This window comes from Methylotuvimicrobium sp. KM1, assembly GCF_044788715.1.
GTDB lineage: Bacteria > Pseudomonadota > Gammaproteobacteria > Methylococcales > Methylomonadaceae > Methylotuvimicrobium.
This window is the reverse complement of the sequence record NZ_CP173170.1, coordinates 4431167-4446634: the sequence shown is the minus strand read 5'-3', so window position 1 is coordinate 4446634 and position 15468 is coordinate 4431167. Positions and strand designations below refer to the sequence as shown.

Annotated in this window: 18 protein-coding genes; 10 read left to right on the top strand and 8 right to left on the bottom strand. The window is 47.8% G+C overall.

Going from position 1 to position 15468, the window contains the following annotated elements; genetic code table 11:
- The first annotated feature begins 167 nt into the window (after positions 1-167).
- From ACINK7_RS19370 to ACINK7_RS19330, 9 genes are all read left to right on the top strand, one after another.
- Positions 168-830, top strand: coding sequence for an ATP-binding cassette domain-containing protein (locus ACINK7_RS19370; protein WP_404357844.1), 663 nt, complete (start codon positions 168-170; stop codon positions 828-830).
- A complete protein-coding gene (locus tag ACINK7_RS19365; RefSeq protein WP_404357842.1) occupies positions 817-1611 on the top strand; it encodes an ABC transporter permease in 795 nt (264 codons plus the stop codon). Before ACINK7_RS19370 ends, ACINK7_RS19365 begins: the two co-directional genes overlap by 14 nt.
- A 209-nt stretch (positions 1612-1820) precedes the next feature.
- Entirely contained in the window at positions 1821-2219 is a 399-nt protein-coding gene (locus ACINK7_RS19360) for a YjfI family protein (protein ID WP_404357840.1), read from the top strand.
- A 3-nt stretch (positions 2220-2222) separates the two neighbouring features.
- Positions 2223-2906, top strand: coding sequence for a PspA/IM30 family protein (locus tag ACINK7_RS19355; protein WP_404357838.1), 684 nt, complete (start codon positions 2223-2225; stop codon positions 2904-2906).
- A 69-nt stretch (positions 2907-2975) separates the two neighbouring features.
- Positions 2976-3971, top strand: a complete 996-nt coding sequence (locus ACINK7_RS19350) for an ion channel (protein ID WP_404357836.1) — start codon at positions 2976-2978, stop codon at positions 3969-3971.
- On the top strand, positions 3964-4611 hold the full coding sequence (locus ACINK7_RS19345) for a YjfK family protein (RefSeq protein WP_404357834.1): 648 nt from the start codon (positions 3964-3966) through the stop codon (positions 4609-4611). Before ACINK7_RS19350 ends, ACINK7_RS19345 begins: the two co-directional genes overlap by 8 nt.
- 76 nt (positions 4612-4687) lie before the next feature.
- A complete protein-coding gene (locus tag ACINK7_RS19340) occupies positions 4688-5104 on the top strand; it encodes a DUF350 domain-containing protein (protein ID WP_014147125.1) in 417 nt (138 codons plus the stop codon).
- 11 nt (positions 5105-5115) lie between these two features.
- Entirely contained in the window at positions 5116-5751 is a 636-nt protein-coding gene (locus ACINK7_RS19335) for a DUF1190 family protein (protein ID WP_014147126.1), read from the top strand.
- A 4-nt stretch (positions 5752-5755) separates the two neighbouring features.
- Positions 5756-6919 (top strand): glutathionylspermidine synthase family protein, encoded by a 1164-nt coding sequence (locus tag ACINK7_RS19330; protein WP_404357832.1) that lies wholly within the window; start codon positions 5756-5758, stop codon positions 6917-6919.
- A gap of 191 nt (positions 6920-7110) precedes the next feature.
- Here the strand turns inward: ACINK7_RS19330 and ACINK7_RS19325 are convergent, their stop codons facing one another.
- Positions 7111-7554: a YtoQ family protein gene (locus ACINK7_RS19325; RefSeq protein ID WP_404357830.1), complete on the bottom strand. Its 444-nt coding sequence runs from the start codon at positions 7552-7554 to the stop codon at positions 7111-7113.
- Between the two features lie 343 nt (positions 7555-7897).
- Here ACINK7_RS19325 and ACINK7_RS19320 point away from each other — a divergent pair, with 343 nt between their 5' ends.
- Positions 7898-8227 carry a DUF1820 family protein gene (locus ACINK7_RS19320; protein ID WP_404357828.1) on the top strand — a complete coding sequence of 110 codons (330 nt, stop codon included), beginning with the start codon at positions 7898-7900 and terminating at the stop codon, positions 8225-8227.
- Between the two features lie 138 nt (positions 8228-8365).
- On the opposite strand, the gene ACINK7_RS19315 is transcribed toward ACINK7_RS19320, so the two are convergent.
- From ACINK7_RS19315 to hisD, 7 genes are all read right to left on the bottom strand, one after another.
- Positions 8366-8743: a ClpXP protease specificity-enhancing factor gene (locus ACINK7_RS19315; protein ID WP_341327555.1), complete on the bottom strand. Its 378-nt coding sequence runs from the start codon at positions 8741-8743 to the stop codon at positions 8366-8368.
- A complete protein-coding gene (locus ACINK7_RS19310) occupies positions 8740-9345 on the bottom strand; it encodes a glutathione S-transferase N-terminal domain-containing protein (RefSeq protein WP_404361481.1) in 606 nt (201 codons plus the stop codon). Before ACINK7_RS19310 ends, ACINK7_RS19315 begins: the two co-directional genes overlap by 4 nt.
- Before the next feature lie 732 nt (positions 9346-10077).
- Entirely contained in the window at positions 10078-10800 is a 723-nt protein-coding gene (locus ACINK7_RS19305) for a cytochrome c1 (protein ID WP_404357826.1), read from the bottom strand.
- Positions 10801-10805: 5 nt separating this feature from the next.
- Positions 10806-12194: a cytochrome bc complex cytochrome b subunit gene (locus tag ACINK7_RS19300; RefSeq protein ID WP_404357824.1), complete on the bottom strand. Its 1389-nt coding sequence runs from the start codon at positions 12192-12194 to the stop codon at positions 10806-10808.
- Positions 12191-12790, bottom strand: coding sequence for a ubiquinol-cytochrome c reductase iron-sulfur subunit (petA, locus tag ACINK7_RS19295; RefSeq protein WP_404357822.1), 600 nt, complete (start codon positions 12788-12790; stop codon positions 12191-12193). Before petA ends, ACINK7_RS19300 begins: the two co-directional genes overlap by 4 nt.
- A 127-nt stretch (positions 12791-12917) precedes the next feature.
- A complete protein-coding gene (gene hisC, locus ACINK7_RS19290) occupies positions 12918-14015 on the bottom strand; it encodes a histidinol-phosphate transaminase (RefSeq protein WP_404357820.1) in 1098 nt (365 codons plus the stop codon).
- A gap of 142 nt (positions 14016-14157) precedes the next feature.
- Positions 14158-15465, bottom strand: coding sequence for a histidinol dehydrogenase (hisD, locus tag ACINK7_RS19285; RefSeq protein ID WP_404357818.1), 1308 nt, complete (start codon positions 15463-15465; stop codon positions 14158-14160).
- Positions 15466-15468: the final 3 nt, after the last annotated feature.

Genomic DNA, 15468 nt, shown 5'->3' with positions numbered 1-15468 from the left:
TCGTGCAGAGCTAAGTCGAAGCATGAAGGGTCTACAACACTTTCACCGGCTTGGTGAAGCCTCAAACTACCCTTGACCCTTCGACGGAGCTCTTCCTGAGCGCGGCCGAAGGGCCTAGGGCGAACGGTAGTTTGAGACTCTCAACTGCTTTTTTTAGGATTAACTTAATGAATCCAATCATTCGATTCGATCAAGTATCGGTAGCGGTTCGTGAAAAAACCATCCTATCCAATATTAGTTTTGCCCTGTTCCCCGGCGAAAAAGCTGTTTTATGCGGTAAGTCGGGTTCCGGCAAGAGTAGCGTGTTAAGAGCATTTATCGGGCTTCATGCCGTCGCCGCCGGCGGCGTCTATTTTCAGCAGATGCAGTTGACTCCTGCGTCGGTCCATGCGATTCGAAGTGCGACGGCTTATATCGGCCAAGAGCCCATACTTGGCGCCGAGACCGTACGCGAAGCTTTATTATTACCTTTTCAGTTTAAAACCCATCGGAATCAAAGGCCTCCGGATGCTCGGTTGGTTGAAGTATTGAATCGCTTGCATCTGTCGGTCGATATTTTAAAGCGGAAATGTAGCCGAATTTCCGGTGGTGAAAAACAACGGATTGCATTGGCGCGAGGGCTGCTATTAGGTAAAAGCTTGTATTTGTTGGATGAGATTACCAGTGCATTGGATGCGGAAAGCAAACAAGCTGTATTCGATGTGTTTTCCGACCCTCAATTGACGGTGCTTTCGGTCGCTCACGATACGGAGTGGCTGGCGCGCTGCGATCTTATTTTAGAACTGGAAGCGGGCCGCTTGGTTCGGGAAAGAATACGTGGAAACGCTTGATATCGAATTGCCGCGAATGGCGCTGCTGTATGGCCTTTGTCTACTGCCTTGGTTATTGTTGCGAATGCTTGGCTTGCTGTTGAGCCGAGATATCGGCATTAGCGTTTTACGGATGAGCGTGCAGTTGGCCTTGGTCGGGTTTTATCTGAAGTGGCTGTTCGAACTCAACAATCCTTGGTTCAATGGCTTATGGATACTGGTGATGCTTTTGGTCGCCGATTTCAGCATTTTACGTCGAGCGGGCCTTAAAGTACGTTATTTTGCGTTGGTCACGTTTATAGCCATTGCTTTCAGTATTCTGTTCTCGTCTGCATTTTTGGTGTTTTGGGTAATACGGCCGGCGCTTTTTTACGATGCGCGGTATATCGTCCCGCTGGCCGGTATGATTCTAGGCAACTGTCTGCAAGGCAACGTGATTGCATTAGAGCGATTCTATTCGGCTTTACGCAAGAGCGAGAACGAGTACGCGACTTTTTTGATGCTAGGCGCAACGCGTATGGAGGCAGTTCGGCCATATTTTCGGGATGCGATAAAAGCTGCAATCAATCCGACGATAGCCGGCATGGCGACGATGGGATTAGTTTCTTTGCCCGGCATGATGACCGGACAGATTCTCGGCGGCAGCGAACCCTGGGTGGCCGTAAAATATCAAATCGCGATCATGATTTGTATTTTTACCAGCACCACGCTCGCGACGATCATCAATTTAAAGCTTAGCTTAAAAAGCGCATTCAATGATTTTGATGTGTTGAGAGACGAAGTGATAGATAAACGATCTTGATGGTTAAGAGTCGTTCGGTTTTGGCAGGGGCGGAGCGCCTGTCGAGAACTATAGCTCTTCAATCGTCGAAATTAAATTCGGCCGAATTTCACAAAAAACTGATGATTTTGTTCTACCTTTTATATGTTAAAAACAGGTTTGTGCTATCGTAATCCTTCATCTAGAATTTTGGCAGGCTCTTTTGCCGATGTCATGCTACAGGAGAAACTATGAGTTGGAATCTTATCGAATTGGAAAGTCTATTGAATGAAAGCGACGGTTATCAAGTTGCTAGGGAAGAATCTTGTTTGCGTATCACTAATGGCGACGGACTAGATGCTTATCTGGCGGTTAGCGGCGAACAAATCCTGGTCGAGTCGGTATTATTCGCAAAAAAAGAGATTAAAGACTGCGCCTTGCTCAATGAAGATATATTGAGAACTCATCAAGTTTTTCCCTTAACGGCTATTGCTATTACTCATATCGATGATGAAGATTATTATATGGCTTTCGGCGCATTGTCGAGTCAGTCAAAACAAGAGAGTATTATCATCGAAGTCGATACACTGTTCCAGAATGTGCGTGCATTTTTGGATGCCTACCAGAATCATTTGATTAATGGAGTTTAAGCTATGAGTGTTTGGAATAAATTAGTCACTGCGATCAAGGGCGGCGCTAACGAAGCTGCGGAGGCTGTTGCAGATAGTCAGGCTTTGCGTATATTGGATCAAGAAATTCGGGAAGCGAAAGAAGAACTGCGTAAATCCGACCATGCTTTGACTCAAATCATGGCGAAAAGAAAACTGGCGGAACAAAAGGTATCCGGTTTACAAACCTCGATTGTCGATTATGAGAGCCACGCGCGCAGGGCCGCCGAGAGCGATAGGCAGTTGGCGCTGGAATGTGCACAAAAAGTCGTGGAATTACGCGAGCAAATGGACGCAGAGCAGCAATACGTCAATCAATTCAATCAGTCGGAGCAAACGCTACGTCATAAAATTGCCGAGGCGAAAGCGAATTTACGTCGAATGGAACAACAAGTCGACATGGTTAAAGCCACCGAGTCGGTACAAAAAGCTCAAGTTTCGGTTTCTTCTCGGCATTTGGGCGCGAACAGCAAAATGAAAACAGCGGCGGAATCCTTAAAGCGTATTCAGGATCGGCAAAACCAGCGCTCTGCCGAGCTGGAAGCCGCCGAAGAACTGCTTGGCGAGGAAAGCGGCGACGCGCTTGAGGCCAAATTGAAAGCGGCAGGCATCACCGGTTCCAACGCAAATGCCGATAGCGAGCTGGAGCGCATTCTCGGCGGTCGTTGAGTTTAATGGGCTTGTTCGATGATTGTCCTATATAAACTTAAACGATTTTTTATCCAGCATTGCATTATCTTGAGTTGGCAAGGTGCGGCTCTCGCTTTGTTACTTTATGTGAGCATTAGCTATGCCTTGCTTTTTCTTTGCGGCGAAACGGATTTACTGTCTTTGCCGGACTTTCCGTATTGGTTGATAGTCACTGCATCGACCGTCGGTTACGGCGATTTATCTCCTCAGACACCTGGCGGCAAAATGACGGCCGCATTATTCGTGATTCCGTTCGGCTTGAGTCTGTTTGCAATGTTCTTAGGCCGGATCGCTGTTTTTGCGGCCTATCATTGGAAAAAAGGAGTAAAAGGTTTGAAACAGTTAAACTACACCAATCACATTTTGGTGATCGGCTGGGGCGAAATGCGGACCTTACACCTCATCCGTCTGCTGCTCCGTGAACAATTCGGCGCTTTAGAAACACACAAGGTTGTGCTGTGCGCGAAAGCAGAGATTGAGAACCCGATACCGGATCAAATCGATTTCGTTAAGGTCGATAGTTATAACGATGACGTGCAAATGGATCGAGCATGTCTTGAAAAAGCCTCGACGATCATTATCGATACGCCGGAAGATGATGTCACGATGACGACCGCACTGTATTGTGCAAGTCGTAATAAAAGCGCGCACATGATCGCTTATTTCAATGATGAAAAACTGAGCCAATTGCTGAAAACGCATTGCCCGAACATTGAATGCACGCCTTCGGTAGATGTCGAGATGCTGGCTAAATCCGCCATGCATCCCGGCTCCAGCGCGTTGCATCAGGACTTGTTGAATGTTCAGGACGGCATGACGCAGTATTCGATCAAATATCCGCCTCAATCGAAAAGTGCTTTATTAGGCGATTTATTTTTTCCGCTTAAACAAAAACACGATGCGATTCTGATCGCAGTCGGCGACACCAATGGCAGCGTCATGCTGAATCCGCCTTTGACGCACATGATTCATCCGGGCACGATGATTTATTACATTGCCGATGAACGCATCGACGGCCTCGATTGGGAGAAGCTGTGTGTTTAGCAAATGGTTCAAAAAAAACAACGCCCAAGAAACAATTCGGAGCCCTGAAATCATCGGTTTGAGGCTAGGCGGCGCATTTGAGTTGGACGCGCTGCGGCTCAAGCTGATCGAGCCCTTGCTTATTTTTGAAGGCGCCGCCAAAACCCAGTTTATTCAGGCGGTCGGCGAAGTCAAATTGGACGACAATAGTACGCTTTTGCGGTTTTACACCGATGACGACAGTTTCGTGCAAGTCCTGTTAAACGGCGGAATGACGGAAAATCATATCGAAGACGTCAAGCTTTGGTATTTTTACGATACCAAAGCTGTTGGCAGTCAAGCCGATTGGGATCGCTTAATCAATACCGATATTAGCCGGTCGGAATATACGCTTGAGGGTCACCGGTTTATTAGGGTTTGGGAAAGTGTCGGCAGTTCCTCGCCGCCGGTGGCCATGACTGAAATTACTTATACGGAAGCCGACGGTACGAGCGAAACCGATCAATTCGTGATGCTCTACGAAAGACCGGTCGATGATACGTTGGATGAATTCGCATTGGTTTCAGGAGAAGAAAAAATAATAAACGGGCGTGCCGACCGTTGCTTGGTTATCGCGACCGGCATCAATTTGCAGTCGGCCGACATCACAATTATCGGTTAAGTTCTTCTCTGTTGTAGTGCCGCCGCCTGGTGCCGATTAGTTTAACCTTTCTTTAAAACAACACTAGGAGTCAACTGTGGACGCTTTGATAAATTCTCTGATGGGCCTCAGCAATTTCGCAATGTATTTTTTCTCTTCATTGGCTTTGCTACTGATTTTTAAATTTCTGTATGCATTGATCACGCCTCATGATGAATGGAAATTGGTCAAGGAGGATAAAAACGTAGCGGCCGCGATTGGTTTCATCGGTGCTGTCATAGGCTTCGCGATCGCGATTGCAGGAGCGGCCTCCAATTCTGTTTCGTTGCTGGATTTTTGGTTATGGTCCGTATTCGCATTAATCGCACAGTTGCTTGCTTTTGCCATCATCCGCTTTATTTTCATGCCTAAAATCGTGCAAAGCATCAATGATAATGAAATCTCCGCGGGCGTGGTCCTAGGCGGTTTTTCGATTGCGGTCGGTATTTTGAATGCGGCCTGCATGACCTACTGAGGAGCGATCACATGAAGCGCACTAAAAGCATCAATCTGGACCGAATGAAAAAAAACGGCCCGCGTTTTTGGCTCAAGCCGGTTGCTTTAGCGGTAGCGGGTGTCATGTTAAATGCATGCTCTGACGAAGAACGCGATGCACGGGTTTATACTAGCTTGGACGTTTGTAAGAGCGAAAATCCACAATATGCCGCAGACTGCGAAGCAGCTTATCGCAAGGCGCAGGAAGAGGCCGCTAAAACTGCGCCTAAGTATGCCTCGCGGCAAGACTGCGAGTCAGAGTTCGGACTCAATCGCTGCACGACTTATCCGCATGCATCCGGACAAAATTGGTTTATGCCGGCAATGGCGGGATTTATGTTTGCCAGGGCGTTGGATTTTAATCGCGGTTACCAATCCCAACCGGTTTTTACCTCTTATCGCCGCAGCTCTCCTTTTTACAATAATTGGGTGACCGCCGACGGTCGAAGTTACGGCAGCAATCGCAGCACTAACGTAACCGTCGGTAGCGATGCCTTTCAATCCAAGCCCCCGGTCACCAGAACCATTTCTCGAGGCGGTTTCGGTTCGACGGTTGCGGCTAAATCGTCCTGGAGCGGTTCGAGCTCGACCCGCTCAAGTTCAAGAAGCAGCGGTTGGGGCGGCTAGTGACATGTTTCGTATGCCCATTCGGGAAAGATCGGGTTGGCGAAATTTGGCTCACGAGTACGGATTCCACTTTCATACGTTGTATGGTGAACCTTATTGGGACGAAACGGCCTACTATCGTTTTACTTTGCAACAAATTGAAAAAGATATCGAAGAACCCAGCGAGGAGCTTCATCAGATGTGTCTCGAAGTCGTCGACCGAGTTGTCGTTGATGAACGATTAATGGAAAAGTTTGGTATACCAGACATATTCTGGGATTTGCTTCAAGCCTCCTGGAAAAATCGTCAACCGAGCCTATATTCGCGGCTCGATTTTTCCTATGACGGCCGCAATCCCGCGAAACTTTACGAAAATAACGCCGACACGCCCACCAGTCTTTATGAATCAGGTTTCTGGCAATGGTTATGGCTTGAAGACAATGTCCGAAACGGAGAGTTGCCGCCAGACTGTGATCAATTTAATTCCTTACAGGAAAAACTGGTGCAGCGTTTAGGATCTATTCATGCTTCGACCGACGGCAGCGACTTTTACTTTAGTTGTTGCAAAGACAGCGAGGAAGATAGGGGGACAGTGCAATATCTTCAAGATTGCGCAACAGAAGCGGGTATTCCTAATCGTTTCGTTTATGTCGAGGATATTGGGCAAGGGGAAAGCGGGGCATTTACCGACTTGGAGGATAGAGTCATTGAGCTCATATTCAAACTATATCCCTGGGAGTTCATGCTCAGCGAAGACTATGGACCGTTGTTGCTGAAAAGTAGCACGCAATGGCTGGAGCCGCTGTGGAAAGCGATTCTGTCTAATAAAGCGCTGTTGCCGATGTTATGGCAAATGTTTCCCGGCCACCCCAATCTTTTGCCTGCTTTTTTCGAAGATGATGTCGAATGGAGTCCAGGACTGGAGTTAGTCAAAAAGCCGTTATTTTCTAGGGAAGGCGCCAATGTGTCGTTATATAAAGGCGGTAAAAAGCTTTTTGGCACAGATGGGCCTTACGGAAAAGAAGGTTTTATTTTCCAGGCCTATTATCCTTTACCTAAATTCGGCGATAATCATACCCTGATCGGTTCCTGGCTGGTCGACGATCAGCCGGCAGGAATTTCAATTCGTGAAGACAAGGCTATCGTCACTCAGGATTTATCTCGTTACTTACCGCATGTGATTGTCTGATTCGACTCCTTTCAGACTAAAAATCAGAGCCTTATTCGATCGGTTAGAAGAAAATAGGGGGCGGAGTTTATGTTGGATTGCGTAATTTAACGCAATCCAACGATTCTTAGGATTCGGTGATAAAAATGTAGGATAGGCCGAACCTGCTACAAAACTCACAGCTCCTGGAAGTTATTTTTCATGAAATCTTGTTATTGCTGTGAGATATATTTAAGGATCTCGATGACCTGGAGAGAATCTTGTGTGACGGCAAGGGCGGTCGCGTCGATTTCTTTCAGGGCGTGGGTCAGTTCGGGGTCATGCATCACGACGATAGGAATGCCCATGCCTATCGCAAGGCCGGCATCGAATGCCGCTTCCCATTGTTTGTATTTTTCTCCGAAACGCACGACGACCAGGTCGGCTTGACCGAGATAATGATTATTGCGCAGTGCGTTGATCTTGGCGCTTTTGTGATCGCGCCAGAAATTGTTTTCCTCCGGGCCCAAGATTTCAGCGCCGATGTTTTCACTGATGTTAAGGTCGGTAATCGGCCCGAGCACCTCGATGTCCAGATCGTTGTTTTCGATACCCTGAATGATTTGGTCGCGCCAATCGGTATGCGTTTCGCCGGATAAATATATTGTATAAGCCATAGGGTTACCTGCTTTGTGTGGTGGGTTTTCGCAAGGGTTTGAGCTTCAAGCGTCGGTTTTTACAATGAGGGCCATAAACGATTTTTTTTATACCTTTCGCACTTCAAATGTCGGTAGTACCCCCGGCTCCGAATTTTGATCTACGATGGGCGTATATGCTTCCGGTATTCGCTGATATTATTGCTTGCCTTCTTCTGCGGTATAAAGATTGAGCAAAACGAATCTACGTCACCATCCAATAATAACCGGCTTTTTTCGGGACGGCAGCAATATCTTAAATCTATGCTTTCGCGTTAGAATGGCAAACCATAAACGTTTATTTTAATGTAGGCAAGTATATTCAATGTCGGAAAAACTAATTTATAAAGTCGTGTTCGTCAATCAGGATCAAGTTTACGAGATTTATGCAAAAAACGTATACCAAGGAGATCTTTACGGTTTTATTGTCGTCGAGGACTTTGTGTTTGGCGAAAAAAGCGCAATTGTAATTGATCCGTCAGAGGAGAGGCTCAGAATGGAATTCGAAGGTGTCAATCGCTCATTCATTCCGATGCACGAAATTATCAGAATCGATCAAGTCAAAAAACGGGGGGTGGCTAAGATCATTGCGCAACCGGATTCCGGAAAATCTTCAGGAAAAGTTTCGACGCTGTATTCCCCGGATAAAAAATAACAGCACGAATTTGGAAGAGCGGTTATGTCTTCCGCCTGATTTCCAGGCGGAAGAGGCTATGAGATTCTGTTGTTGCTTATCATCTATTTCGAATACTTGAACTGACTGCCGTTAAGCTTCGATTATCGTGGGCTTTTACTATTTAACAACGCGCAATTGCGGCCGAGTCGGTTTTTTTTCCGGTGGCGGTTCATCATCGCCCGAGTCTTCTTCGCGGTCGAAAATCATCCCTTTGCCGTTTTCCTTGGCGTAAATTGCCATCACTGCTGGCATAGGCACGAGGATATGCATGGGTTTGCCGCTGAAACGGGCGTTGAACTCTATGTCTTCATTTCCCAGGGTAAGCCCTTGTATTGCAGGCGGATTAATGTTGAGTACGATTCTACCGTCCTCGACAAAATTACCAGGCAAAACCGTGCCTTCGTATTCGGCGTCGACTAATAGGTGCGGCGTAAGTTCGTTGTCTAAGATCCATTCGTAGATCGAACGGATTAAGTAGGGTTTTAAAGATGTCATTTCGGGATTTCGTTCATTTCTTTTTCGGCGCTGCTTAAGCTGAGTGCGAAAGCCGGTCTGCGGAATAAACGATTGGCGTAGTTTTTTAATCCTTCACCGGTCGTTGCGGTTTCTATGCCGAGAATAGGTAGGCGCCATAAGAGCGGAGCCATCACACAATCAATTAATGAAAATTCGTCGCTCATGAAAAAAGGACGCGCTTCGAATACTGGGGCCGCGGAAAGCAAGCTTTCTTTGAGCAGTTTTTTGGCTCGGGCCGATTTTTTTTCGCCGGAATGAATGATTTCATTCATCAGTTCGTACCAGTCTTGATCGATACGTTTGATGATCATTCGGGCGTTGGCCCTGGAAACTGGATCCATTTGATGGAGAGGGGGGTGCGGGAACCGCTCATCCAGATACTCCATGATAATGCGCGCGTCATACAGGACTAGTCCGCGTTCCAGCAACGTTGGCGAAGTGCCGGTCGGGTTAAACTCTAATAAGTCGTCAGGTGGTTGGTTGATGTCATAATATTCAATGTCCGCCGCAATGGCTTTCTCATGAAGAACCAATCGGGCGCCGTGGCTCATCGCGCATGTCGGAGATGAAAAAAGAGTCATAGCGGATTTACGAGTAGTTGGTTGTGCCACGAATCATAACCTCATTAGGGTACACGGAGTCTAAAACGGCAATTATATCATGAAAAATTCGACATTTTGTTCGCTTATATCCGTTTGCCGCAATTCCCGGCTTAAGAAAATTCGCCGTGTACAAGGAGTGGAGTATGTCTGCCGAGGGTCAATGTGAATCCAGCGATTAAGTTAGTCATGAATTTGAATCATTGCCAATGACACATGAAACTTACTCCTTTATGTTCAAAAAATGGCTAACTTTATGAAGGTCTGTGGTATGCCTGCCGAGGGTGTCGTCAGCAGTGCAGAAAAGTGTTCCTGCATTTTTTGCCTTAATTACATCCTTGTAACTCAGCAATTGTCGATACGGTTGGCAATAGGTATACCTTTCGCACTTCAAATTTCGGCAGTGCAGGGGAGGAGGGCCTCGGGGTGCTCGTAAAGGCTTTGCCAGCATGGAGCTGGCATAGAGCCTACATGGACGTATTTACCCAGCACCTAAATCCAGCACCTAAATTCCATAGCCCATTGGCTATGTTTAATATCATGGCTAATTTAGGTGCTGGATGAATTCCATAAAGCCCATTAGCCATGGTTAATTGTCTTGGATAGTTTAGGTGCTGGGTTTACGGCGTCCTTTGACGGGCACCCCGAGGCCGAATTTTCATCTACGATGAGTATAATACGGGTAAAACGTCCCTGTTTTACGAATGGGGGGGATTAATGAATGTCCTTCCAATACTCGCGTTTTAATAGATAGGCAAGTATGAAAATCATGAAAATGAAAAACAAAACATATTTGCCCATGCTTCGCCGCTCGAGCTGTCCAGGCTCTCCAACGTAAACAAGGAAATTGACTAGGTCGTTAATCATGCGATCAAAATCTTTTTCCGGAAGTTGTCCTGGAATTTCGGTAACCAGTTTGTCGATGACTTGTTGGTCGCCGTCTTTTTTGAAAACCGGTTTTTGTTCGCCTTGCAATTGCCATAAAACGTTCGGCATGCCAACATCCGGAAAAACGACATTATTGACGCCGAGAGGCTTGGAGGAGTCGGAATAAAAGCCTTTCAAATAACTGTAAAGCCAATCCGGTCCGCGTGACCGTGAAATCAGCGATAAGTCGGGCGGCATGATGCCGAACCATTTTTCGGCGTCATGAGCGTTCATCGCCGAATTCATTTTGTCATAGATGTTGGCGCCTTCAGGGGCGATATCCTTGAGCACCTTATCTTTTTCAATATCGAAGTCGAGCGCTATCCTAAGGTATCGGATATGTTTTGCAGAATGGCACCCTAAACAATAGGTCACAAAATGTTTTGCGCCGCGCTGCAAGGAGCTTTTATCGCTGAGGTCGAAATCCGCGCTCTGAAGTTTGACACCACCTCCGGCGAAAACGCCGAAAGGCAGCGACAACAGTATCAAGGTATTGAGTAGTCTTTTCATAATTATTAATCCAAGCTGCCTTTAATTCTTTTTAAAAAACGGATGCTAACGGCGGATAACCCTTGGTAATTGAGTTTTCTGCTGAATAAGCCGGATTTGCCCTCGGTTTTCACCGTGACTTCATTGAAAGTTTCAACAAGATCCGGTATTCGATCCTCGAGGCTAGGTTGTTCGGTTAGACGATCCGGTACAGGCTTGGTTTTTTCCCAGCGGGTGTAAATCGGCATGAGTAGGAAAAAGCCGAAATAAATCGCCGTCAAAACGCGTGCGACGGCGGTAGCGCTGGGCGTTGCAGGTTGTGTGCCCAGATAGCCTAGGCCGATAAAGCTAATTACGAAAAGTAGAAGCGCTTTTTTATAGATGCCTCCGCGATAACGGATGGATCTGACTTCGCTGCGGTCCAACCATGGCAATAGAAACAGCACGACAATGGAGCCACCCATCGCAATGACGCCGGCAAACTTATCCGGAACCGCGCGCAGAATCGCGTAGAAGGGGGTGAAATACCAGACCGGAGCGATATGTTCCGGCGTTTTCAATGGATCGGCAGGTATGAAATTGGCGTGTTCGAGGAAGAACCCTCCCAGTTCCGGCATATAAAAAATAACGACTGCAAAAAAGAACATGAAGACCGCGAAGCCGACCAAGTCTTTGACAGTGTAGTAAGGGTGGAATGGAATGCCGTCCAAGGGTATTCCGTTGGCATCCTTGTGTTTTTTGATGTCGATGCCGTCCGGGTTATTCGAGCCGACTTCGTGTAATGCGATGATATGCAGCAATACCAGCAATACCAGAACCAAAGGTACTGCGATGACGTGAAAGGCAAAGAATCGGTTCAGTGTTGCATCGGATACGACATAGTCGCCCCTGATCCATAATGACAGTTCTTCTCCGACGACAGGGATCGCGCTGAATAGCGAAATGATGACTTGGGCTCCCCAATAAGACATTTGTCCCCAAGGAAGCAAGTAGCCCATGAACGCTTCGGCCATCAAAGCGACAAACAGAAGCATGCCGAAAATCCAGATCAGTTCGCGAGGCTGTTTAAAAGAACCGTATAGTAAGCCCCTAAACATATGCAGATAGATCACGATGAAAAATGCCGAAGCACCGGTCGAGTGCATGTAGCGGATTAACCAGCCCCAATGAACCTCGCGCATGATGTATTCGACCGAGTCGAAGGCCAATTTGGCGTCCGGTTTGTAGTTCATCGTCAGCAGAATGCCGGTAACGAATTGATTGACCAACACCAGCAAGGCGAGCGAGCCGAAAAAATACCAAAAGTTAAAATTCTTGGGCGCATAATAATGCGCCATGTGTTCGTTCCAGAACTTTGTCAGCGGAAAACGATCCAGTACCCAGTTGCCACAGTCAGTCCAGCGGTTCGTTTTCATACGCTTGTCTCCACGGTGTCTTCGCCAATGATGATCTGAGTTTCGCTAATATAGCGATAGGGTGGAATTTCAAGGTTGGTCGGAGCCGGTACACCACGAAAAACCCGACCGGCCAGATCGAACCAAGAACCGTGGCAAGGGCAGAAAAAACCGCCTTTCCAGTCGGGTCCCAAGTCGGCCGGTGCGATTTCAGGCCGGAAGGTGGGCGAACAGCCCAAATGCGTGCATAAGCCGACGGCAACAAAAATTTCCGGTTTCAATGCGCGAGTAGGGTTTTTGGTGTACACCGGTTGTATGGATTCTGAAGACTGAGGGTCTCTGAGTTGGTCGTCCAATGTTTTCAGTGTTTCCAGCACTTCCGGCGTGCGGTTAAGCAGCCAAACCGGTTTACCGCGCCAAGCAACACGGATTAGCTGTCCCGGTTCCATTTTACTGATATCGACGGTGACCGGCGCGCCTGCGGCCATAGCTTTTGTGCTGGGTTGCATTTGCGCGAGAAAGGGAACCGCAATATAGCCGGTACCGACAGCTCCGACCACGGTCAGCGCCGAGGTTAGAAACTGGCGCTTGGATTTATCGACGCCTTCAATATTCATTTATTGCACTCCTGGTAAAGGCTAAGCCTCGTATACTTGATTTTTATAGTTTTCGACATGGCAATATACCATTATAGTTAGCGGAATTTGAAGCAGTTATATCCAGCGTCTACGATGGATGTATTTGTTACGAAATTCTCAGTTGTTCGAAGCTTGAAGATAACGCTTGTAAAAAGGCGTCATTTTCATCGGGCGTGCCGATCGTAACGCGTAGGCAATCCAGTAAGAGGCCTCCTTGAGGCGACAGGTTTTTGATTAAGATACCTTTCGTCTTAAGCGTTTCGAAGAGCGCTACGGCTTGATCGGGCGGCGTTCTAAATAAAATGAAATTAGCTTCGCTCGGGTAGGTAGTAATGCCTTCGATTGTACCTAGCTCATGCAATACACGGCTTCTTTCGCTTCGAATTTGTACGGTTTGTTGCTTGAATAAATCGCTGTTGTTTAAAGCAAATTCGGCCGTTATTTGAGTTAGTGTATTGATGTTGTAAGGCAATCTGATTTTGTTCAATTCGCCGATAATAGCGGCATCCCCAACGATGTAGCCAAGACGAAGTCCGGCCAAACCGAGTTTCGAGAGAGTGCGCATCACTAGCAAGTTACTATATTCGCCGAGTACGTCGATAAAGCTCTTGTCGGTGAATGGCGCATAGGCTTCGTCGACAACAACCAGTCCGGGAGTGGCTTCGATAATTTTTCTAATAGAGGTTTCGCTGAACAGGTTGCCGGTGGGGTTGTTCGGGTAGGCCAGAAAAATAAGCGAAGGCTGGTGTTTGTCGATCGCCTCGAGCATGGCCGGCAAATCCAAGTCGAAATCGCCGGACTGTAGGGGAATGTCGATATAATCGAGGCCAAGGCATCGGCTCAGTTGTCGATACATCACGAAGCCCGGCGATGGCGATAGTACCTTTGCATGAGGCGGCAAGGCCATCAGTAGTAACTGTATGATTTCGTCCGAGCCATTGCCGAGCAGCATCTCTAAGTTCCCGGAAATGCCATCGATCTTTTTCAGGGTAGCGCTTAGCCTACGTGCTTCAGGATCCGGGTAGCGATTGATTTCGGCCTCTTTGATAACGTCGAGCCATTCTTTTATGACCGGTTCCGGCCAGCGATAAGGATTTTCCATTGCGTCGAGTTTGATCAGTCGGCCGGCATCGGCGACTTTATAGGCCGATAGGTCCAGCACTTCTTTACGGAAAATAGAGCTAATAAAATGGGGTTGTGGCATGAGTCAAGTCAACGGTATTCAGAGTGATGGCTGGGGCTTGTCGCAGGTTAATCGATAAAAAATCAAGGCCATGTCGATCTAACGGATTGCACCGGATTCTTATATTATGAATCCGGGGTATTTATATGACAATTCCGAGTCGTTACGATTTGATTCTATATTCCGCCGATCGAGCATGCGCGGTTAAGCTTTCTCCGCGAGCTAAAATCGAGGCGGTTTTGCCTAGTGTATCGGCGCCGGCTTCCGAACAATTGATTAGGCTCGAACGTTTTTGAAAGTCGTAGACGCCGAGCGGCGATGAAAACTTTGCCGTGCCGGATGTCGGTAACACGTGATTAGGTCCCGCGCAATAATCTCCTAATGCTTCTGCGGTATAGCGGCCCATGAAAATCGCGCCGGCATTGCGGATTTTCGCACACAGCGAGTCCGGGTCGGCGACCGACAATTCGAGATGTTCCGGTGCGATACGATTGGCGATTTCGGCGGCTTCATCGAGGTCGGCGGTTTTGATGAGTGCCCCACGGCCGGACAACGAGGCTTTAATGACTTCGGCTCGTTCCATTTCAGGCAATAATTTTAAGATGCTGCGCTCAACGGCGTCTAAATAATCGGCGCTATCGGATAATAAGATCGATTGCGCATTTTCGTCGTGCTCGGCTTGTGAAAACAAGTCCATCGCAATCCAGTCCGGGTCCGTATGGCCGTCGCAAATGATTAATATCTCGGACGGTCCCGCGATCATGTCGATACCGACTTGACCGAATACCATTTTTTTCGCTGTGGCGACATAGATATTGCCGGGGCCGACGATCTTGCAGACGGCCGGAACGGTTTCGGTGCCGTATGCGAGCGCTGCGACCGCTTGCGCGCCGCCGATCGAAAAAGCCCGGTCGACGCCGGCCAGATAAGCTGCTGCCAATACTAGCTGATTGGATTCGCCTAGAGGCGTCGGCACGACCATGATTAATTCAGGAACGCCGGCAACTTTAGCCGGTATTGCATTCATCAGTACCGAGGATGGATAAGCGGCTTTGCCGCCCGGAACATAAAGGCCGACTCGGTCCAACGGGGTGATTTTTTGGCCGAGTAGGGTGCCGTCTTCTTCGCTGAATTGCCAGGATGCCATGGTTTGTTTTTCGGCATAAGCGCGAATTCGCCGCGCGGCGGTATCGAGAGCTTCGGCTTGCGCACTTGGCAGTTTGTCCCAAGCGGTTTTTAGGGTTTCCTTGTTGATTTCTAGTTCGTTTGCCGCCTGAATGCTGCGTCGGTCGAAGCGATTCGTATAATCGATGACGGCTTGATCGCCCGACTTTTTGACGGCGGCAATGATATCTAAGACTTGCTTTTGAATCTCGAAGTCGTCTTGTTCGTTCCAATCCAGCAAGGATTTCAGGCGGCGTTCGAAATCCAAGTCGACGGTATCGAGTCGGTTTATTGAAAAATCGGTCATGGA

Bases quoted from the DNA above. Each gene is read 5' to 3' on its own strand.
- ACINK7_RS19370 (WP_404357844.1), top strand. From the start codon at position 168: ATGAATCCAATCATTCGATTCGATCAAGTATCGGTAGCGGTTCGTGAA.
- ACINK7_RS19360 (WP_404357840.1), top strand. From the start codon at position 1,821: ATGAGTTGGAATCTTATCGAATTGGAAAGTCTATTGAATGAAAGCGAC.
- ACINK7_RS19355 (WP_404357838.1), top strand. From the start codon at position 2,223: ATGAGTGTTTGGAATAAATTAGTCACTGCGATCAAGGGCGGCGCTAAC.
- ACINK7_RS19335 (WP_014147126.1), top strand. From the start codon at position 5,116: ATGAAGCGCACTAAAAGCATCAATCTGGACCGAATGAAAAAAAACGGC.
- ACINK7_RS19330 (WP_404357832.1), top strand. From the start codon at position 5,756: ATGTTTCGTATGCCCATTCGGGAAAGATCGGGTTGGCGAAATTTGGCT.
- ACINK7_RS19325 (WP_404357830.1), bottom strand. From the start codon at position 7,554: ATGGCTTATACAATATATTTATCCGGCGAAACGCATACCGATTGGCGC.
- ACINK7_RS19320 (WP_404357828.1), top strand. From the start codon at position 7,898: ATGTCGGAAAAACTAATTTATAAAGTCGTGTTCGTCAATCAGGATCAA.
- ACINK7_RS19315 (WP_341327555.1), bottom strand. From the start codon at position 8,743: ATGACATCTTTAAAACCCTACTTAATCCGTTCGATCTACGAATGGATC.
- ACINK7_RS19310 (WP_404361481.1), bottom strand. From the start codon at position 9,345: ATGACTCTTTTTTCATCTCCGACATGCGCGATGAGCCACGGCGCCCGA.
- ACINK7_RS19305 (WP_404357826.1), bottom strand. From the start codon at position 10,800: ATGAAAAGACTACTCAATACCTTGATACTGTTGTCGCTGCCTTTCGGC.
- ACINK7_RS19300 (WP_404357824.1), bottom strand. From the start codon at position 12,194: ATGAAAACGAACCGCTGGACTGACTGTGGCAACTGGGTACTGGATCGT.
- petA (WP_404357822.1), bottom strand. From the start codon at position 12,790: ATGAATATTGAAGGCGTCGATAAATCCAAGCGCCAGTTTCTAACCTCG.
- hisC (WP_404357820.1), bottom strand. From the start codon at position 14,015: ATGCCACAACCCCATTTTATTAGCTCTATTTTCCGTAAAGAAGTGCTG.
- hisD (WP_404357818.1), bottom strand. From the start codon at position 15,465: ATGACCGATTTTTCAATAAACCGACTCGATACCGTCGACTTGGATTTC.